Genomic DNA, 20,944 nt, shown 5'->3' with positions numbered 1-20,944 from the left:
TTATTGTTATAATTTGCATATAAATACCGGTGTTTTAAGAAAAAAAGTAAACCTATGATTTTCTTATGAGAAGGAGAGGGATAAGAGTTGAAAAAATTAATGAAAAAATCAGGAAGTTTATTTCTTTGTATTGTCATGACATTAACGTTATTGCCTCAGATGAAGGTCAATGCAGCAGATAGTCTTCAGGGGGAGTCAATTTATCAGATTATGGTAGATCGTTTTTATGACGGAGATTCATCAAATAATGCAACAGGTGAGGCTTTTCGCTATACGGAAAATTCGCAGGATGATTTTCGATACATGCATGGGGGTGATTGGCAGGGTATCATAGATAAAATTTCCTACATAAAAGATATGGGATACACTGCAATTTGGATATCTCCTGTATCCGATCCGCAGCTATGGGGAGTTCCGGATTCAAGCGGAAAGCAATGGCCAACTGCCTATCATGGCTACAATGTCTATGATCCAAATCGTGCCAGCCGATACTTTGGAACGAGTGATCCGAACGAGAGTAAGGAAAAATTAAAGGAATTGGTGGATGTTTGCCATGATAATGAAATAAAGGTAATTTTAGATGTGGTTCCAAACCATATCGGAGACTACCTGCAGGGAACCGGCAGCTCAGCTCATTATATTTCAAATACGGGACTGAAAGAAGGTTCTCAGGTAGAGCCGGCATCTCCGTTTAACAATGTTTTATGGTATCACAACAAAGGAGATATTAATTTTGATTTGGAGCATCCTCATACAAGTGCCAGTACTCAGATGCTGGAGGAAGGCGATTTGGGAGGCTTAGATGATATTGACTTTGATAATCCGGAGGCAAAGCAGGCAGTATTTGACTCAATTAAAGAATGGTTCACCTATACAGGAGCAGATGCAGCCAGAGTTGATGCGGCGAAATGCATGAAGCCATCCGATATTCATGAGCTTGAGGAATACTTGGGGGTAACTACCTTCGGTGAAAACTTTGACATGGATGTGGATTTTATAAAAGACTGGGTGGGGGACGATGCAGAAACAGGAATGCTTGATTTTCCTTTGTTCCAAGCCATTGTAAATGATTTTGCATACGGACAGAATTTTAATAATACTTCCGAAATTTCAATTCAGTCAATTTTTGATCAGGATAATCTTTACGGAACAAATGTAAACGAAATGGTTACGTTTATTGATAACCATGACAGAAACCGTTTTCTCACCGAAGCAGGCGGCGATGTTGCAAAGCTGCACAATGCGCTGACTTTTATATTTGCGGCAAGAGGAGTTCCGGTTGTTTTTCAGGGAACAGAGCAAAACCGGGGAAATGCCAATGGAGCGTCAATCAGCGGTATTGCCGATACATGGAATCGCTGGTCAATGGTGACAAAGGATGAAAACGGCAATGTAATAAAGGATTATTTTGATACTTCGACAAATACATATCAGTTGATTGCAGACTTGAACGAGCTGAGACAGGAATATGAGGCACTGAGATACGGAACCCAGAGAGAAATGTGGACTGCGACGCATACTTATGCGTTTTCCAGAAGGATGGACAGCGGGGAAAATAAAGGTCAGGAGTTAATCTGTGCCTTCCATAATTCTTCCGATACGGAAACCGTGACGATGTCCATACGTGCCGAGAGCAGTATTACACCGGGAACTACGCTGGTAAATGTTATGAATCCGAATGATAAGATTACGGTATCAGCAGATAAGAAGGTGAGCATTACCCTAGCAGGTAATCAAGCTAAGATTTATGCGGTAGATGAAGAGGCGGAGAATCCGGAAACGGTGTCGGTAACATTTACAATTAAAAATGCAACGACGACTTGGGGACAAAACGTTTATATTACAGGTAACTGCGCAGAGCTTGGCAATTGGAGTCCGAGTGCGGCGGTAGGACCTGCAACTTGCCCGAATTACCCGAATTGGAATTTGACAGTATCTCTACCGGTAGGAAAACAAATTGAGTTTAAAGCAATCAAGAAGGACGGAGCCGGTAATGTAGTATGGCAAAGCGGTAATAATCACAGTTATACCGTACCTTCATCAGGGGTAGGAGAAATCAGTATTGATTGGTAAAAGTTAAGGATGAAAGAATTTTAATGAAAGGTGAAAAAAGATGAAGAAAAAAATTGCATTGGTTTTGAGTGCGGCTATGGCTGTAATGAGTTTAGCCGGATGCGGGAGTGAAAAAGAAAGTCTTTCGGCAGCAACAACGCAAGAAAGCGGTAATAGTCAGACGGAGGTAGTCGTTTGGCATGACGGAAATGATGCCATCATGGAGATATTGGAAGATGGTGTAAATGAAGCATTAAACAGTGAGGGTATTTCCGTTAAATTTGAGAGAAAGACCGGATTGACCGATCAGATGAAGTTATATGGAAACGATGAGGCAAACGGGCCGGATATGTATCTGTATGCCCATGACTCACTGGGTACATTTGCTGAAATGGGGATTTTAGCACCTATAACGGATGTACTTGACGAGAGCGATTATGCCGATATGCTTCCGATGACACTTCGGGCAGGTGTTTACAAGGATACACAGTATCTTTTGCCGGTATACTTTGAAACACTGCTGTTTTTGTACAATAAAGATTTATGGCAAGGAGAAGTACCGTCTACAACCGAAGAGCTTTACGAGTATATGGAGAGCAACACGGATACCTCGGCGGGAACATACGCTTTGGTGAACCAGCATTCCACAGCTTATAATGTTGCGCCGTTTATCAACGGATTTGGCGGATACATTATAAATGAACAGTCTAAGCCGGGATTAGATGATGAAAAAACAATAGAGGCAATTGAATATAATAAAAAATTTGCAGCCTTGGAGGCTGACGGAGATTACAATACGGTAACAACACTGTTTAATGAAGGAAAAGCAGCGGCAATTATCGGAGGACCTTGGTTGATTTCAGGTATCAAGGAAGCGGAAATTAATCTTGGAATAAAATCATTATCCGATTTTACATTGCCAAATGGCAACGCTTTGTCTCCGTATTCGGGAGTGCAGGGCATAGGAGTGATGAAATATGCCGCTGAAAATAAGAAGGATGCACTGGGAAAAGTATTAAGAGAGATTGCAAAACCGCAGATAGGAATTGAACTGGCACTCGAATCAGGATGTGCACCTGCCAACCAGATATCTTATGATTATACAGAGGTGGCAAAGGATGAAATGATAGTTGCGATGAAGAGAACGGCAGAAACCGCTCAACCGATGCCAAATGTTCCGGAGATGAGTGTGATGTGGGGACCTTCCGAATCTCTTCTGGCGGCAGTCAATAAATCGGGTCAGGATGTACAGGAGGCAGCAAAAGAGTACCAGGCACAAGCAGAAACTGCAATCAGTGATATGCAGTAAAACGGTCTGTATTCAGTGCAAAAAGCAGCCGCATCCCTCAGGAAAGAGGGATGCGGGGGCTGATGAGTTGAAAGACAAATAGGAGTTGACATCATATGAGAAAGAAAAACAGATTTCTTCCATGGGGATATAGTTTTCCCTCTTTTTTATTAATTGGTATGGTAGTCGTTTTTCCGATTATTTTTACCTTATATATTTCTTTTACCAATATGAATCTATATCATTGGAATAATTATGGTTTTATAGCCCTTGATAATTATTCCCGCGCACTTACAAAACTTGATTCTGGATTTTTGTCTGCATTGCTTACCACAATTATATGGACGGCTCTCAATATGGTTTTGCAGATTGTAATTGCATTTTTTATAGCGCTGGGCTTAAACATAAAGGGACTGAAGTTGGCAAGGCTGTATAAGACATTGCTGATGTTTCCGTGGGCAATGCCTGCATATATATCAATTCTTCTGTGGAGAGTTGGTATGTATAATACGGAATACGGGCTTTTAAACCAATTTATTACAGCAATGGGGTTTCCCAAGGTGGAGTTTCTATCCGAAAATGTTTCGGCTTTTTTCTCCTGTATGGTATTAAATTTATGGATGGCATTACCTTTTCTCATTATGATGATGGACGGAGCATTGCAAAGTGTGGAACAAAGTTATTATGAAAGTGCAAAGCTGGATGGAGCCGGCTGGTGGGCAAAAAATGTATATATTACGATACCCTGCATTTGGCCGATTTTGGCACCTGCCATTATTATGACGACATTCACTACATTTAAGCAATTTGATATTATATATCTGCTTACCATGCAAAAGGGCTCTCTTACAGGAGCTACTCTGCAAACTGTAATTACATACGCATATCAGAATGCATTTGTGTCAAATAATTATGGGCTTTCCTCGGCAGTTTCCATGGTAATATTTTGCTTTATTATTTTCTTTTCTTTGTTTATCAATCGCGGTATTAAGGAGGAGAATATATGAAAATAAGAAAAGTAAAACAAATGGCAGGGCTTACTATTTTAAATCTTTTTTTCATTTTGTTGTGCATACTTGTGTTGATACCGATTGGCTATGCATTTTTCCTTTCTATCAGCAATGGGAGTACGGCGTTTAAAAGTGATTTGATTTGGTATGAAAATATAACGATTAAAAATTATAAGGCGATACTGACGGAGGAACCGTTTCTGATATGGCTTAAGAATTCAGCTATTCTAAGCGTAGGAACAATGGTGATTGCCATGGGGACTTCGGTAACGGCAGCTTATTCCTTTTCTCGTTTTCGATTTCAGGGAAGAGAGAAAATTTTAAAACTGTTAATTGTGCTCAATGCATTTCCTCAAATTTTAAGTATGTTTGCTATCTTTTATTTATTTAAAAGTATGTATCTGATAAACAGCTACATAGGATTAATACTGATTTATGCGGGAAGCATGTGTATATTTGGAATTTGGAATATGAAGGGGTATTTTGATACCATTCCGATAGAAATAGAAGAATCAGCAAAGATAGACGGTGCAAGCCCGGGACAGATTATACAGAAAATAATTTTACCTCTTGCCAGACCTGCCATTATAGTTACGGCAGTTATGGTATTGATTTTTGTGTGGAATGAGTACCTTTTTGCAACCACTTTTTTGATGAGGGAAGACAGTTACACGCTTGCAGGAGGGTTATATCAGCTTCAATCAAATGATTACAGCAGGAGTTGGCCGTTATTTTCAGCGGCATCCATACTAACATCCATTCCGATACTGATACTATTTTTCTGCATTCAAAAATACATGGTATCAGGACTGACAGCAGGAGGTGTCAAAGGATAATGAAAAATAAAAACATAAATAGGAAAGCGATATTGCATATTCCGTTATCGCAATATGCGTTTGCCCATTCAGAAAATAAATTAACAATCAGAATACGAACAGAGAAAGAAAACTTATCTTCTTGTATTTTGTATTATGGAGACAGAGCGAGCAACACCACACCGGTTATGTTTCAACAGGTGCCGATGGACGTTATCGCAAGAGACGAGTATTTTGACTACTATGAGGTTTCCTTTACAACTCCGTATAAACGTGTCTGCTATTATTTTAAATTGGAAAACGAATTGGAATGGACTTATTTTTATTCCGACCGCTTTACAAAGGAACAGGCAGATTTCAATCTGGACGGGGTGATTTTGGAGGGAAGGAGCGAGTATTATCAATATCCTTACATATTGAAAAACGAGATACCGGATGTGCCGGGGTGGTTTAAAAATGCAGTTGTCTATAATATATTTCCGGACAGCTTTGCAAGCGGAAAAAAGATACCGCCAAAAGACAAAAAAGAGATTGTGTTAGAAAACGGAACAGTATGCAAGTCAAGATTGGGAGGAACGATAAACGGGATCTTAGAAAATCTTGATTATATACAAGAAATTGGTTTTACCTGTATCTATTTGAACCCGATATTTACCGCCGGAGAATACCACAAGTACGATACCCTTGATTATTATCATATTGATCCGTGTTTAGGCACGGATGAAGAGTTTAAAAATCTGGTGAATGAAATTCATAAAAGAAAGATGAGAATTGTTATAGACGGGGTATTTAATCATAGCAGCTGGCAGTTTTTTGCTTTTGAGGATGTCATAGAAAAAGGAAGGGAATCAAAATATTTTGATTGGTTTTACGAATTAGAACTTCCGGTTATCAGACCGCAGTCAGGAAAGGAAATACCCGGATATGCCTGCTTTGCTTATGAGCCTAAAATGCCAAAGCTCAATACCTCCAACGAAGAGGTTCAAAAGTATTTTGCCGAGGTAGGAGCATATTGGCTCAGAGAGTATCAGGTAGACGGATGGAGACTGGATGTTGCAAACGAAATCGACCGGGATTTTTGGAGGGTATTCAGAAAAGCGGTAAAGAAGGAAAATAAGGAAGCCATACTGATTGGAGAGGTTTGGGAAAATGCGCAGACATGGTTAAGAGGAGATGCGTTTGATTCCACAATGAATTATGAATTTCGAAGAATTTGCCGTGATTATCTAATCAATGACAATAACAATGGCTTAGCATTGGCAGAGCAGCTAGAGCAGATGAGACTTCGCTACCCGACCAACATTGTAAGGGGACAGTTGAATCTTTTGGACAGTCATGATGTACCTAGATTTTTATCTCTTTGCAGAGGGGATGAAGGTAAGTGGAAGCTGGCATGTATTCTTCTTATGCTTTTTGAAGGAGTACCTAGCTTGTTTTACGGAGACGAACAAGGGATTTGCGGAATTACGGAAAATGAGTATCGAAACCCTATGGTTTGGGGACAAAATCCTAAGCTGTGTGTATTTGTTCAACGTTTAATCGAGATAAGAAAAGAATACATTGATGAGAATACATCCTATGAGGTATTATGGGAACAAACCAACCAAAATATATTTGCGTTTGTCAGAAAGAGCGCAAAAGGAAGGCTTCTTATTCTTTTTAATATTTCACAGACGGCGCAGGAATATGAAGCTTGGGAGGGAGAAGAGATTCTTGCATCCTCCAAAAGAAAAGATTTGCTGGAGCCGCTGGGGTATAAAGTGATTTTTATGTAGCAGGAATTTTCTGATACAGAAAAATAAGTTACAGTTTGGCCATGTAAGCCTAGATTTACCGCGCATGTCCAAGCTGTAATCAAATTTCTAAAAAAAAATAAAAAAAGTGCTTGCTTTTTATAAAGTTTTATTATATTATATACAAGTGCTCTTCGGAGACAAGCAAATGGCTCGTTGGTCAAGCGGTTAAGACGCTGCCCTCTCACGGCAGAAACAGGGGTTCGATTCCCCTACGGGCTACTAACTGTTCAATAGAACAGCCCAACCCGAGAATACTTAGAATTTACGTTACGTAGGTTTTAGGTATTTTTTTTATGGTATAGGAAATTACCTCTAATTTCACATTCTCCTACTTTGTAACCAGAAATGTGAAAAAAAACCAAAACCCCTTGTAATTGATAAAATAAGGTGCTATAATAACAATTGATATAAGTTGATGAAAGCAAGAGTGGGCGTAAGTCCACTCTTATTTAATGGTGACGGAAAGGCGATGTATAATGTCAAAAAGAGAAGAGTATGAAAAAAGGGCAGAGGAAATGATTCTTCCGATTATAGAAGAGAATAGTTTTGAACTTGTTGATGTAGAATATGTAAAAGAAGGCTCAAACTGGTATTTGAGAGCTTACATTGACAAAGAAGGCGGCATTACCGTGGACGACTGCGAAATCGTAAGCCGTGCGTGGGGAGAGGTGCTTGACAACAAAGACTTTATTGACACTGCATATATACTTGAAGTCAGCTCACCTGGGCTTGGCAGACCACTTAAGAAGGAAAGAGATTTTGAGAGAAGCCTCGGAGAAGAAGTGGAAGTCAGAACATACAAAGCAATTGATAAGCAGAAGGAATTTATAGGAATATTAAAAGCCTATGATAAATATAGTGTAACCTTAGTGTTTGAGGATGAAACAGAGATGAACATAGCAAGGACTGATATTGCATTGATCAGACTCGCATTTGATTTTTAGAAGGATTAGATTAGGAGGATAAGAAGATGAACAACAATAATGAACTGTTAGAAGCGTTAAATATACTGGAAAAGGAAAAAGACATCAGCAAGGATACCTTACTTGATGCGATTGAGAATTCCCTTATTACAGCTTGTAAAAACCACTTTGGAAAAGCAGATAACGTGAAGGTAAATATCAACAGAGATAACTGCAATTTTTCCGTATATGCAGAAAAGGTAGTAGTGGAAGAAGTTGAAGACAATGTAACAGAGATAAGTCTTGCCAATGCAAAATTAATTGACAGCAAGTATGAGCTTGGTGATATTGTCAATGTGGAGATTAAATCCAAAGAATTTGGTCGAATTGCAACACAAAATGCGAAAAACGTAATTCTTCAAAAAATTCGTGAAGAAGAAAGAAAAGTTTTGTTTAACCAATATTACGAAAAAGAAAAAGATGTCGTGACCGGTATCGTTCAAAGATATGTTGGCAAGAATGTTAGTATTAATTTAGGTAAAGTAGATGCCATGCTGAATGAAAATGAGCAGGTAAAGGGCGAGGTATTCGGACCGGCAGAGAGAATTAAAGTATATATCTTGGAAGTAAAGGATGCAACAAAAGGTCCTAAGGTTTTGGTGTCTCGAACACACCCTGAGCTGGTGAAGAGATTGTTTGAAGCAGAAGTGACAGAGGTAAAGGACGGAACGGTTGAAATTAAGAGTATTTCCAGAGAAGCAGGTTCCAGAACGAAAATTGCTGTGTGGTCCCACAATCCTGATGTAGATCCGGTAGGAGCATGCGTAGGACAAAACGGTGCGAGAGTAAATGCGATTGTGAGCGAGCTTAGAGGCGAGAAAATTGATATCATCAACTGGAGTGAAAATCCGGCGATATTAATTGAAAATGCACTTAGCCCTGCTAAGGTAGTATCCGTTATAGCAGATGCGGATGCAAAGACTGCAAGCGTAGTGGTACCGGATTATCAGTTGTCACTGGCAATCGGTAAAGAAGGTCAAAATGCAAGATTAGCGGCAAGATTAACAGGCTTTAAGATAGATATCAAGAGTGAGACGCAGGCAAAAGAGGCAGGCGAAAACTTTGAGGTAATGGAAGAAGAATAAAAAATAACAATAACACCTAGGGAAGTGATAGAGTGAGTACAATAAAAAAGATACCCATGCGAAAATGCACCGGGTGTAATGAAATGAAAAATAAAAAAGAGATGATTCGTGTTTTAAAGACTTCAGAGGACGAAATCGTGATAGACACGACGGGCAAGAAAAATGGCCGTGGTGCATATATCTGTTTTTCGAAGGAGTGCTTTTTGAAAGCGAAAAAAAATAAGGGCTTAGAGCGGTCATTAAAATGCACAATACCACTGGAAATTTATAATAGCCTTGAAGAGGAGTTGGATAGACTGGATGCAAAATAAGATATTTTCTCTAATTGGACTGGCAACAAGAGCAGGAAAAATAGCAAGCGGAGAGTTTTCAACTGAAAAGGCAGTCAAATCAGGTGGTGCATCATTAGTTATTATCGCAGGGGATGCATCTGATAATACCAAAAAAATGTTTAGCAATATGTGTACTTACTATAAAGTGCCTTTATACTTTTTTGGTGCTAAGGACTCTTTAGGTCATGCGATGGGAAAAGAAGTGAGAGCTTCTTTGGCTGTACTTGACGAAGGATTCGCGAAGGCTATAGTGAAGCAACTGGAAACAAATCAAAGTAATTAGGAGGTAGTAAGTATGAGAGTACATGAACTGGCGAAAAAGTTAAATAAAGAAAGTAAAGAGATAGTTAATTTGTTGAAAGATAAAAACATAGAAGTTAAAAACCACATGAGTACATTAAATGACGACGCCGTTGCGATGGTGGAGGCAGCGTTTACCGGAGGAAAAAAGAGCGAGAGTGCTCCGGAAATTAAGGCGAATGAAGCCGAGGTAAAGAAGCCTTCCAACATTACACAGGTGTATAATCCGCAAAATAGCAGAGCGAATGCCGGCAAGAATAATTTTTCTTCCAATAAGGGCGCGAACAGACCACAAGGAAACGGTGGAAATAGCGGAGCGAATCAGAATACAAGGCCAAATCAGAACGCAAGACCAAACCAGAATGCAAGACCGAATCAGAATACAAGACCTAATCAGAATGTAAGACCGGGTCAGAACACTCCTTCCAATGATAGAAATAATACAAATGTGAATCAGGGACAGAGACCGAATACAAATAACAGAAATACCAACCAGGCTAATGTACAGCAGGGACAGAACAACAGAACGAACGTACAGCCGAATGTGCAGGGACAAAGTAACAGGGACAATGCACAGGGACAAAGTAACAGAAACAACGGACCAATCAATAATAATACACAAAGAGATAGAAATAACGGACCAAACAACAGAAACAATAACCAGAACAATAGAAATAATGCGCAGGGAAATGGGCAGAATAATAACGCAAGAAATAAGGGAAATCAGAACAATAGAAACAATTCCAATTTCAAGCAGAGAAATAACTTCCAGCAGGAAAAGCCGGTTGCACCGGTAGTGGAGAAGAAGGAAGATGAAATCAAGACAATCACCTTACCGGAGGTAATTACCATCAAAGCACTTGCTGAAAAGATGAAGCAGCAGCCGTCAGCCATTGTAAAGAAATTATTCTTACAGGGAACCGTTGTTACCATTAATCAGGAGGTTGATTTTGACACGGCTGAGGAAATTGCATTAGAGTATAACTTTATTGCGGAAGCGGAAGTAAAAATTGATGTTATTGCAGAGCTTCTGAAGGAAGATGAGGAAGACGAGAGCAAATTAGTGGCAAGACCGCCGGTTGTTTGTGTTATGGGACACGTAGACCATGGTAAAACCTCACTTCTTGATGCAATCAGACAGACAAAGGTAATTGAGAAGGAAGCAGGCGGAATTACACAGCACATCGGTGCATATGTTGTCAATGTGTCAGATACTCAAAAGATTACATTTTTGGATACACCTGGACATGAAGCGTTTACCGCAATGAGAATGCGTGGCGCCAACTCAACCGATATCGCAATTCTTGTTGTAGCGGCTGATGACGGTGTAATGCCTCAGACGGTAGAAGCGATTAACCATGCGAGGGCAGCAGGAATTGAAATCATCGTTGCCATCAATAAAATTGATAAGCCAAGTGCAAACTTGGATAAAGTAAAAAAAGAATTGGCAGAGCATGAGTTGATATCCGAGGACTGGGGTGGAAGCACCATCTTCGTACCGGTTTCCGCTCATACGAAAGAAGGTATCGACGAGCTTCTGGAAATGATTCTTTTGACAGCAGATATTCTGGAGCTTAAGGCAAATCCGAAGAGAAATGCCAGAGGTATTGTCATTGAAGCAAAACTTGATAAAGGAAAGGGAACCGTTGCAACCATTCTCGTACAGAAGGGAACACTTCATATAGGTGATGCGATTGCAGTAGGCTCTTGTCATGGTAAAGTTCGTGCTATGATGGATGACAAGGGGAGGCGTGTAAAGGAAGCACTTCCGTCTACTCCGGTTGAAATCTTAGGCTTGAATGATGTGCCGAATGCAGGTGAAATCTTAGTATCTACCGACAATGAGAAAGAGGCAAGAAGCTTTGCGGAAACCTTTATCTCTGAGGGAAGAGAGAGAATGCTTGATGATACAAAGGCAAAATTATCTTTGGATGACTTATTCACTCAGATACAGGCGGGAAGCGTAAAAGAACTTGGAATTATCGTGAAAGCAGATGTTCAGGGATCTGTGGAAGCAATCAAGCAGAGCTTGTTAAAGCTTTCCAATGAGGAGGTTGTCGTAAAGATTATCCACGGTGGCGTAGGTGCGATTAACGAATCAGACGTTATATTGGCATCCGCTTCCAATGCAATTATCATCGGATTTAACGTAAGACCGGACGTAACAGCAAAATCAATTGCAGACCGTGAAAAGGTAGATTTGAGACTATACCGTGTCATCTATGATGCGATTGAGGACGTGGAAGCTGCCATGAAGGGTATGCTTGACCCTATCTTTGAAGAAAAGGTAACCGGTCATGCGGAGGTAAGACAGACCTTTAAGGCATCCGGAATCGGAACGATTGCGGGCTCCTATATACTGGACGGTATGTTCCAGAGAGGATGCAGCGTAAGAGTAACCCGTGACGGCGTTCTGATTTACGAAGGACAGCTTGCTTCATTAAAGAGATTTAAGGATGATGTAAAGGAAGTAAAGGCAGGCTATGAATGTGGTCTTGTAATGGAAAAATACAACGACTTAAAAGAGGGAGACATTGTGGAAGCTTACACAATGGTAGAAGTTCCTAGATAGCAGTGAAAGTGAGTGATAGTGTATGAGAAAAAACAGCATTAAAAATACAAGAATCAACGGAGAGGTAATGCGTGAGCTGAGTAACATCATACGCGGAGAAATGAAGGACCCTCGTATCAACCCGATGACTTCTGTTGTTGCGGTGGAGGTTGCGCCTGATTTAAAGAGCTGCAAGGCATATATCAGCGTATTGGGGGATGAGGAATCCCAGAAGAATACGCTTGCCGGATTAAGGAGCGCCGAGGGCTTCATCAGAACCCAGCTTGCCAAAACCATAAATTTGAGAAATACTCCGGAAATTAAGTTTATTTTAGATCAGTCAATTGAGTACGGAATCAATATGTCAAAGCTGATTGATGACGTAAACAAATAGCAGGTGTTGCGGGGGTTACAGTTTGAAATGTAGCGTTACCGGGAGGAAGAGTGGAATGATGATGGATAAGTTAGCATACCAGCTTGAAGGAATAAAAACTGTTGCAATCGCAGGTCATGTCAGACCGGACGGCGATTGCGCAGGCTCCTGCCTTGGTGTATACAATTATATCAGGGAGTGCCACAAAGATATCGAGGTTGATATTTATCTGGAAGAGATTTCAGAGGTTTTTCACTTTATAAAAAATGCGGACAAGATTGACAGTCTGTACCAAAAGGAAAAAGAATACGATTTATTCATCGCTCTCGACAGCGGCGATAAGGAACGACTTGGCTTGGCAGTAAAATATTTTGACAGTGCGAAGAAGACAATATGCATTGATCACCACATAAGCAACAAAGGCTATGCCAATATCAATCATATTGTGACAGACGCAAGCTCCACCTGTGAACTTGTATACACACTTCTCGAGGAAGATGAGGTGAGCAACGCAGTTGCGGAGGCATTATATACCGGCATTGTCCACGATACGGGAGTGTTCCAATACTCGAATACCTCAGAGCTTACGATGAATATCGCAGGAAAGCTTATCGCAAAGGGAATTGACTTTTCCAGAATCATAGAAGAAACCTTCTATAAGAAGACTTATGTTCAAAATCAAATATTAGGAAGAGCATTGCTGGAAAGCATTCTTCTGCTCGACGGAAAAGTGATTATGAGTGCACTTCGAAAGGCAGACATGTTGTTTTACGGTGTAACCTCGAAGGATTTGGAGGGAATTGTCAGCCAGCTTCGCGTGACGGAAGGATGCGAATGCGCCATCTTCCTATATGAGACAGGTAACCATGAGTATAAGGCAAGTCTTCGCTCCTCCGATCTTGTGGATGTTAGTAAGATTGCAAGCTATTTTGGCGGGGGCGGTCACAAGAAGGCAGCGGGCTGCGCGATGGCAGGAACACTTCACGACGTAGTGAACAATCTAACCTTACATATTGAAGAGCAGTTGCAGCGGTAAAGCTGTTGAGCAATTACAGACAGTTTAAGAAAAATAATACGGTTGAGGTTAACCAATGTATAATGGAATTTTAAATGTTTACAAGGAAAAGGGCTATACTTCCCATGATGTGGTGGCGAAGCTGCGCGGAATCCTAAAGCAGAAAAAAATCGGACATACCGGCACCTTAGATCCGGATGCTGAGGGTGTACTGCCGATTTGCCTTGGCAAAGGCACAAAGCTGTGTGATATGCTGGAGGATAAGGATAAAACCTACCGTGCCACACTTTTGCTTGGGCAGTCGACTGACACGCAGGATACTTCGGGAACAATACTCGAGCAGCGTGAGGTCGGATGTACGGAGGAAGAGGTAAGGCAGGCTATTGACAGCTTTGTCGGTGATTACAACCAGATACCTCCTATGTATTCCGCGCTTAAGGTCAACGGGAAAAAGCTTTACGAGCTGGCAAGAGAAGGTAAAGTCATTGAACGTGAAGCACGCCCGATTAAAATCTATCATATACGGATAGAAAAGATAGAGCTTCCACGAGTGGTGATTGAAGTTTCCTGCTCCAAGGGAACCTACATCAGAACCCTGTGTCACGATATCGGGGAAAAACTGGGGTGCCTTGGCTGTATGGAAGAGCTGCTTCGCACAAAGGCAAACGGACTTCTTATAGCGGATAGCCTGAAAATTGATGAAATTGTTGTATTAAAAGAAAAAGATTTATTAAACGAGAAAATTATACCAATTGATTATGCGTTTCGTGCATATCCAAAGGCTATTATAGATGAGAAATATAACAAGCTGATTTACAACGGAAATCCGTTTCAAAAGGAATGCATTAAAAATTCAGAAGTTTTTTCCCTGAACGATAGTAAAATACGCGTTTATGACGAGGCAGAGACGTTTGTCGGTGTATACGAGTACGATGAAAAGAATAAGCGATTTGCTCCGTTAAAAATGTTTTTGGGAGAATAGTCATCATGGAATATAGAAATAAAATTGAAGATATTATGCTAGAGGGAAAATCAGCGATTACTCTTGGCAAATTTGATGGTGTGCATGCAGGTCACCAGAAATTGATTCATAAAGTAACAGAAAAAAAGAAAGAGGGCTTCCAATCCGTTTTGTTTACCTTTGACAAGCCGGTGGGGGCTTTTTTGCGTGAGTTCGATATTGCTGTCCTTTTGACAAAAGAGGAGCGGAAAAAAATATTGGGTCAATATTCACTCGATTATGTCATAGAGTGTGAGTTTACAAAAGAGTTTGCCCATATGGAGGCGGAGGCTTTCATTGAAGAAATACTGGTAAAACGGCTGAAAGTCGGCTATATTGCGGTTGGCCCCGACTGTACCTTTGGCTATCAGGCAAAGGGCAGTTACCGGATGCTTCAGCAGTTTGGAAAAGAATACGGTTTTGAGGTAGAGGTAGTCGATAAACTTACATATGAAGGCAGTGAGATAAGCAGCACCCGAATCAGGAAGTCTATCGAAGCCGGAAAAATAGAGGAAGCACGCGATATGCTGGGATACCCGTACCCGGTTATCGGAGAGGTGGTTCATGGTAAAAAACTGGGGAGAACGCTCGGTATGCCGACGACGAATCTTGTTCCGCCGGAGGAAAAGCTTTTGCCTCCTTACGGTGTGTATGCCACTCAAATCGTCATTGACGGAAAATGCTATAAGGGTGTTACGAATATCGGCAGCAAACCTACTGTCAGCGAGGAACTGCTTCGGGGAGTGGAAACCTATATCTTTGATTATGAAGATGATTTATACGGAAAAATAATAGAGATTGACTTGCTTTGGTATGAGAGACCGGAGCTGAAATTTGACTCTGTTGAGACACTGAAAGAAAAAATGGAACAAGATATTTTAATTGTTCGGAAATACTTTATTGACAATCCGCTATAATATTGTTATAATATGCCTGTAATAAATTTAATAATTATGTAACAACTATTTGATGAAATTTTAATGAAGATATATAGAAAATTTGTAACTATTAATTTTAAATTATATTGATGGGCTGGATGGAGTATAGCGGAGGTTTTTAATGAAGAAGACAGTAATTAAAGCAGCTAGTATTTGTGTATTGAGTGCAGTGTTGGCAACTGGGTTTGACTTTAGTGTATATGCGTCAGGATTAGGAAATATTTCAACTGCCGGAGTGACGGCAGCTTTAGATAATTATTATATAAGTGCAGAGGATAGCGAGACGGTAGCGTCAGACATCGCAGCATTGACCAAGGAAGAGAAAGAGATTGTATCTGTTGTAAAGGGATATACGAATTTAGGTGTGGCAAATGTAGACACATACCTAAATATCAGAGAAGAAGCAAGTGAGGATTCTGAAATTGTAGGAAAGCTTCCGAAGAATGCAGGAAGTGAAGTTCTTGAGGTTTCAGAGGACGGTGCATGGTATCAGATTAAATCCGGTAAAGTAACCGGTTATGTAAAAGCAGAGTATTTGCTGACAGGAGAAGAAGCTAACGCAAAGGCTGAGGAAGTAAAGACAGTGATGGCTACGGTAAATACCACCACATTGAAGGTGCGTATGGAGCCAAGTACAGATGCAAAGGTTCTTACTCTTATTCCGATTGAAGAAGAATTAGAAGTGCTGGAAGATAACGGCGAATGGGTTAAGGTTACCGTCGATTCCGATGAAGGCTTTATTTCCAAGGAGTTCGTAGATATTTCTTATGAGCTTCCAAAGGCTGTTACAGCTACTGAATTAAAATATGGCGAGGGCGTTTCAGACGTTCGTGTATCTATTGTTGAGTATGCAAAGCAGTTCCTTGGTAATCCTTATGTTTGGGGCGGAACGAGCTTGACAAACGGAGCAGATTGCTCAGGATTTGTATTATCTATTCTTGCAAAATATGGTGTATCATTGCCTCATTCATCCTCTTCCCAGTCACAGATGGGTTCATCGGTTGATTTAAGCAGTGTATTGCCGGGAGATTTAATTTTCTATGGCAACGGAAGCTCTGTAAACCATGTTGCAATGTATATTGGCGGCGGACAAGTAATTCATGCCAGTTCAGCAAGAACCGGTATCAAGATTTCAAACATGAACTACAGAACACCGATTCGTGCAAGAAGATTTTTAAGCAATTAAATTTAGACTATTATGGAACACCAAAAAGTATAGATTACTTTTTAGGTGTTCCTTTTTGCACCGCGGTTGACTAATTTTTCAAAAAACAATCCGACAATAAACCAAAGCGGGGCGTAGTCAAGACGAACAAGTCCGTTGATGTTATATTTGGATTTACTGTAATCCCACGGGCATACATTGTGCTTTTTTAAAAAATAGCCGGTCAGATATTCCCCTGTAAAAATAAATGACATATATACAAGCCCGCGGATAAAAATATTGGAATTTTTCAGGAAACGGCAAATAGGTGAGAGGAAGGAAGCCATACCATAGATGGGAAACATCCAGATAGAGGTATTTCCTACAAGCTTCATCTCGCGCCTCCTGAATTTTTCAAAGGAGGTCCACAGTATCTCAATGCACCAGCCGCATATTCCGCATAGAATAAAGTTTTTCTTCAAAGCCAACGACTCCTCATATCAATTATGGTTTCACATAGTTTTATTTTACCCGCAATAACCAAAAGTATACCGAACTCAGATTATAAGCAGCCAATTACTTTTGTTATTAAATTAAATAATAGGTCTTTTCTTAGTTAGAATGGTTGAATTTGTGAAAGGTTTAGTATAGAATAAGACGAGAAGTTTTAGAGAGCCAAAATTAAGGTGCCAAAAACCCATTTGACAGCTTAATCAATATCAAAATAACAATTTATATATGAATAGGAGGAATTACTGATGAATACAATCGAATGCATCAAATCTCGAAGAAGTGTCCGTGAATTTACCGACCAGAAAGTGAGTCACCCCATTCTTGAACAAATCGTAGAAGCAGCTTCTTTTTCCCCTTCCTGGAAAAATACTCAAATTTCCCGCTATGTTGTAGTTGAAGACAATGAAATAAAACAGAATATTATGGAATATGTAAGCGAAGGCAACAAAAGAATTCTTGCAGGTACGCAGACACTAGTCGTTGTGACCTATATTAAAAACCGCAGCGGTTTTGAGAGAGATGGTTCTTATACAACGAAAAAAGAAGGAAGTTGGCAGATGTTTGATGCAGGAGTGGCAAGCCAGACCTTTTGCCTTGCGGCACATGAGCTGGGAGTAGGCTCCGTTATCATGGGAATATTCGATGAGGATGAGATTGCAAGGGTAATCGACCTCTCAGAGGATAGAGCGGTTGCAGCTTTGATTGCCATCGGATATGAAACGGAACATCCAAACGCACCAAAAAGAAAAACTGTTGAGGATTTGTTAGAGTATAAATAGGAGGAAGCTTGATGAGACATTTAATGAGCCCGTTGGATTTTTCTGTTGAGGAGCTTGAGCAGCTTCTTGACCTTGCAAATGATATTGAAAATAATCCGGATAAATATAAGCACGCCTGCAACGGCAAAAAGCTTGCGACTCTTTTTTACGAGCCAAGCACGAGAACGAGACTTAGCTTTGAGGCGGCCATGATGAACTTAGGCGGAAACGTGCTAGGCTTTTCTTCTGCCTCCTCAAGCTCCGCCGCAAAGGGCGAGAGTGTGTCCGATACCATTCGAATGATTTCCTGCTATGCAGATATCTGTGCGATGCGGCATCCGAAGGAGGGGGCTCCGCTCGTAGCTGCGACAAAGTCTTCTATACCGGTTATCAACGCGGGAGACGGAGGGCATCAGCATCCGACCCAGACGATAACGGATTTACTTACGATACGCTCCTTAAAGGGACGCCTCTCTAACCTGACAATCGGACTCTGCGGTGACCTGAAATTCGGACGAACCGTACATTCCTTAATTGATGCACTGGTTCGCTATACAAATATCACCTTCGTTCTCATTTCACCGGAAGAATTAAAAATCCCTGACTATATCCGAGAGGATGTTCTGGTTCAAAATAACATTAAGTTTAAGGAAGTGGAGCGTCTCGAGGAGGTAATGCCGGAGCTTGACTTACTCTATATGACAAGAGTACAGCGGGAGCGCTTTTTCAATGAGGAGGACTATGTACGTTTGAAGGACCGCTACATTCTCGATATGAAGAAGATGGATTTGGCAAAAGAGGATATGCTTGTGCTTCATCCGCTTCCAAGAGTAAACGAGATATCTGTGGAGGTGGATAACGACCCGAGAGCCGCTTACTTTAGGCAGGTACAATACGGCGTATATGCCAGAATGGCACTTATCTTGATCTTATTGGAAATCAGTGTGGATTAGACGAGCACAGAGAAGGAGAAGCTATGTTAAATGTAGGAAGTATTAATGAAGGATTTGTACTTGACCATATTCAGGCAGGAAAGAGTATGGAGATTTACCATAATTTAAATCTGGATAAGCTGGATTGCTGTGTCGCTATCATCAAGAATGCAAGAAGCAATAAGATGGGAAAGAAGGACATTCTGAAGGTGGAATGCAGCATTGATATGCTTGATTTGGATATCCTCGGCTTTATCGACCACTGCATCACAGTGAATATTATTCAGGATGCTAAGATAGTGGAAAAAAGAGAACTGAAACTTCCGAATGAGGTTGTGAATGTGATTAGATGCAAAAACCCTCGCTGCATTACCTCAATCGAGCAGGAATTGGAGCAGGTTTTCATATTGACGGATAAAGAGAAGGAAGTTTACCGGTGTAAGTATTGTGAGGAGAAGTATGAGCGGTAGGTAAAACACATCCAAAGATGTTAGTCCGTAAAGAAATAAGTTTATAAGATTACTTTTATGCAGATTCCTAGATAGGAGTCTGCTATTTTAAAATATAATAGAATAATCTTGAAATTCCGGATACCTGCGATAAGAAAATCGAGAATACTGTCTGTAAATGATAGTTGCAACTTGTAGTTGCGTAAATTCCATATAGAAATGGTGGTGTGCAACTGCTACATTTACTATAATTTAGTTATCAAAAAAAGGAGTTAATCATATGACGTTTGGAGAAAAATTACAATATTTGAGAAAAGAGAAAAAAATGTCTCAAGAAGAGCTGGCATCAAAAATTACAGTTTCTCGTCAGGCCATCTCAAAATGGGAATTAAATGAATCATTACCTGATACCGATAATGTAATTCAGCTTAGCAAAATCCTAGGGGTTTCTATTGATTTTTTATTAGATGATAATATCGATAATTTAAAAGAAGTACCCTTAGTTAAGGAAACAACAAAGAAAGTAAAATACAAAAATAATATTGTATGGATAATAATACTTTTTGCTTCCATTATAATATCTCTGTTAATAAGCGGCTTTACGAATAGTCAAATGACCGTACTATTGATTATTAATTTTTTTGGAATAATCTTAGCAATTACACTTATTGTACATTTAATAATTTATTTTTTTAATAAAAGGTAACGTGTATGTGGGGAGAATGAACTAATATATAAAACACTTTGTAAGGGGGGTGATTTTTATGTGTTAATAATCTATTATTTTGCTTATATAAAAACTATCAAAACTATCTACATTGAAGGAGGAAAAGAATTATGACAAAAAGTATTAAGAGAAAAATTTTAGGTTTAGTATCTACAATGGCTATTTTTGCATTTTCAGCTTTACCTGCTTTCGCAGCCGAACCAACAGATGTTTCAGATACGACTGGTGTAACAGCCGCTGGGACAATCAGTTTTGAGAATCTTAAAGAAAATCCAAATCAATCCTATACGGGTATTGATAAGAATGGAGAGGAGTATACTATTTCCATTGAGCAGGTAGAAAAAAGCACAACATCTGGCTTACTCTTAAAAGCTGCAGCATCTACCACCTCATGGAAAGTGTCCTATACGTCCGGAGTATTAAATTGTTATTTTTACATGGATGTAAGTGGAAATAAGTGTACTTCCGTGTATGATAAATGGATTTTAGTAATAGGCGGTACATATGACAATACTTCTTTGACTAGAAGTTCAAGCTATGGGAAATTAGAATTTGATGTAACCGGATATGGTGGTATTTTCACTGGTACATGCTGGTTAAAGGGAACCGTTACCGGTTCCGACAATGATATTAATGTATCCTATCAGATGTAATACAATAATAAAATTAAGAAATCATCGGATAGATTATGACATAAGATTATTATACATATAATGGAAAGTAGTTTTTAATATTATAAAAAATATAGTACAATAAAAAATGACTCGCTTCTGAGTCATTTTTTATTAGTAGTAAATATAAGTAATGTGTTATCAGCTTTTTTTATATAATGGTGATTTAAAAAAAAATAGATTTTGTATTGTGCTGTGTTTAGAAGAAGCTGGGGCGGAAATTGGGGCAAGAA

The 20,944-nt window shown here is 39.8% G+C and carries 21 protein-coding genes and 1 tRNA gene; 21 read left to right on the top strand and 1 reads right to left on the bottom strand.

Going from position 1 to position 20,944, the window contains the following annotated elements; genetic code table 11:
* Positions 1-87: 87 nt before the first annotated feature.
* The 16 genes from CTY48_RS13725 (at position 88) to CTY48_RS13650 (ending at position 16,703) form a co-directional block, all read left to right on the top strand.
* A complete protein-coding gene (locus tag CTY48_RS13725; RefSeq protein ID WP_236354940.1) occupies positions 88-2,073 on the top strand; it encodes an alpha-amylase family glycosyl hydrolase in 1,986 nt (661 codons plus the stop codon).
* A 40-nt stretch (positions 2,074-2,113) separates the two neighbouring features.
* Positions 2,114-3,361: an extracellular solute-binding protein gene (locus CTY48_RS13720; protein WP_099469040.1), complete on the top strand. Its 1,248-nt coding sequence runs from the start codon at positions 2,114-2,116 to the stop codon at positions 3,359-3,361.
* A 95-nt stretch (positions 3,362-3,456) separates the two neighbouring features.
* Positions 3,457-4,347, top strand: coding sequence for a carbohydrate ABC transporter permease (locus CTY48_RS13715; protein WP_099469039.1), 891 nt, complete (start codon positions 3,457-3,459; stop codon positions 4,345-4,347).
* Positions 4,344-5,186: a sugar ABC transporter permease gene (locus CTY48_RS13710; RefSeq protein WP_099469038.1), complete on the top strand. Its 843-nt coding sequence runs from the start codon at positions 4,344-4,346 to the stop codon at positions 5,184-5,186. The genes CTY48_RS13715 and CTY48_RS13710 overlap by 4 nt, the downstream gene beginning before the upstream one ends.
* Positions 5,186-6,940: a glycoside hydrolase family 13 protein gene (locus tag CTY48_RS13705; protein ID WP_099469037.1), complete on the top strand. Its 1,755-nt coding sequence runs from the start codon at positions 5,186-5,188 to the stop codon at positions 6,938-6,940. Before CTY48_RS13710 ends, CTY48_RS13705 begins: the two co-directional genes overlap by 1 nt.
* Positions 6,941-7,108: 168 nt before the next feature.
* Positions 7,109-7,180: transfer RNA gene (locus CTY48_RS13700), tRNA-Glu, on the top strand.
* Between the two features lie 257 nt (positions 7,181-7,437).
* A complete protein-coding gene (rimP, locus tag CTY48_RS13695) occupies positions 7,438-7,905 on the top strand; it encodes a ribosome maturation factor RimP (protein WP_099469036.1) in 468 nt (155 codons plus the stop codon).
* Positions 7,906-7,931: 26 nt separating this feature from the next.
* Entirely contained in the window at positions 7,932-9,008 is a 1,077-nt protein-coding gene (nusA, locus tag CTY48_RS13690) for a transcription termination factor NusA (protein ID WP_099469035.1), read from the top strand.
* 32 nt (positions 9,009-9,040) lie between these two features.
* Positions 9,041-9,319, top strand: coding sequence for an RNase P modulator RnpM (gene rnpM / locus CTY48_RS13685; protein WP_099469034.1), 279 nt, complete (start codon positions 9,041-9,043; stop codon positions 9,317-9,319).
* Positions 9,309-9,623 (top strand): L7Ae/L30e/S12e/Gadd45 family ribosomal protein, encoded by a 315-nt coding sequence (locus tag CTY48_RS13680; RefSeq protein ID WP_099469033.1) that lies wholly within the window; start codon positions 9,309-9,311, stop codon positions 9,621-9,623. The genes rnpM and CTY48_RS13680 overlap by 11 nt, the downstream gene beginning before the upstream one ends.
* 12 nt (positions 9,624-9,635) lie before the next feature.
* Positions 9,636-12,212: a translation initiation factor IF-2 gene (infB, locus tag CTY48_RS13675; protein WP_099469032.1), complete on the top strand. Its 2,577-nt coding sequence runs from the start codon at positions 9,636-9,638 to the stop codon at positions 12,210-12,212.
* A gap of 22 nt (positions 12,213-12,234) precedes the next feature.
* Complete coding sequence (gene rbfA, locus CTY48_RS13670; RefSeq protein WP_099469031.1) at positions 12,235-12,585, top strand: 30S ribosome-binding factor RbfA; 351 nt, start codon at positions 12,235-12,237, stop codon at positions 12,583-12,585.
* Positions 12,586-12,646: 61 nt separating this feature from the next.
* On the top strand, positions 12,647-13,600 hold the full coding sequence (locus CTY48_RS13665) for a DHH family phosphoesterase (RefSeq protein ID WP_334293747.1): 954 nt from the start codon (positions 12,647-12,649) through the stop codon (positions 13,598-13,600).
* Between the two features lie 55 nt (positions 13,601-13,655).
* The gene (gene truB / locus CTY48_RS13660; RefSeq protein ID WP_099469030.1) at positions 13,656-14,561 is read left to right on the top strand and encodes a tRNA pseudouridine(55) synthase TruB; all 906 of its coding nucleotides are present in this window, start codon (positions 13,656-13,658) and stop codon (positions 14,559-14,561) included.
* Positions 14,562-14,566: 5 nt separating this feature from the next.
* Positions 14,567-15,496, top strand: coding sequence for a bifunctional riboflavin kinase/FAD synthetase (locus tag CTY48_RS13655; RefSeq protein WP_099469029.1), 930 nt, complete (start codon positions 14,567-14,569; stop codon positions 15,494-15,496).
* A 142-nt stretch (positions 15,497-15,638) separates the two neighbouring features.
* Positions 15,639-16,703, top strand: coding sequence for a C40 family peptidase (locus CTY48_RS13650; protein ID WP_099469028.1), 1,065 nt, complete (start codon positions 15,639-15,641; stop codon positions 16,701-16,703).
* A gap of 41 nt (positions 16,704-16,744) precedes the next feature.
* Here CTY48_RS13650 and CTY48_RS13645 read toward each other — a convergent pair whose 3' ends face one another.
* The gene (locus CTY48_RS13645) at positions 16,745-17,143 is read right to left on the bottom strand and encodes a putative ABC transporter permease (RefSeq protein WP_099469027.1); all 399 of its coding nucleotides are present in this window, start codon (positions 17,141-17,143) and stop codon (positions 16,745-16,747) included.
* 276 nt (positions 17,144-17,419) lie between these two features.
* On the opposite strand from CTY48_RS13645, the gene CTY48_RS13640 reads away from it, so the two are divergent.
* From CTY48_RS13640 to CTY48_RS13620, 5 genes are all read left to right on the top strand, one after another.
* Complete coding sequence (locus CTY48_RS13640) at positions 17,420-17,953, top strand: nitroreductase family protein (RefSeq protein WP_099469026.1); 534 nt, start codon at positions 17,420-17,422, stop codon at positions 17,951-17,953.
* Between the two features lie 11 nt (positions 17,954-17,964).
* Positions 17,965-18,885: an aspartate carbamoyltransferase gene (gene pyrB, locus CTY48_RS13635; RefSeq protein ID WP_099469025.1), complete on the top strand. Its 921-nt coding sequence runs from the start codon at positions 17,965-17,967 to the stop codon at positions 18,883-18,885.
* 23 nt (positions 18,886-18,908) lie between these two features.
* Positions 18,909-19,334 (top strand): aspartate carbamoyltransferase regulatory subunit, encoded by a 426-nt coding sequence (locus CTY48_RS13630; RefSeq protein WP_099469024.1) that lies wholly within the window; start codon positions 18,909-18,911, stop codon positions 19,332-19,334.
* Positions 19,335-19,593: 259 nt separating this feature from the next.
* Positions 19,594-20,019, top strand: coding sequence for a helix-turn-helix domain-containing protein (locus CTY48_RS13625; protein ID WP_099469023.1), 426 nt, complete (start codon positions 19,594-19,596; stop codon positions 20,017-20,019).
* Positions 20,020-20,150: 131 nt separating this feature from the next.
* Complete coding sequence (locus tag CTY48_RS13620; protein WP_099469022.1) at positions 20,151-20,693, top strand: DUF5626 family protein; 543 nt, start codon at positions 20,151-20,153, stop codon at positions 20,691-20,693.
* The last annotated feature ends 251 nt before the right edge of the window (positions 20,694-20,944 follow it).

The sequence above is a fragment of the Konateibacter massiliensis genome (genome assembly GCF_900184995.1).
Classification (GTDB): domain Bacteria; phylum Bacillota; class Clostridia; order Lachnospirales; family Lachnospiraceae; genus Lachnotalea; species Lachnotalea massiliensis.
The sequence above is the reverse complement of the archived record's forward strand: the minus strand, read 5'-3'. Positions and strand labels throughout refer to the sequence as shown.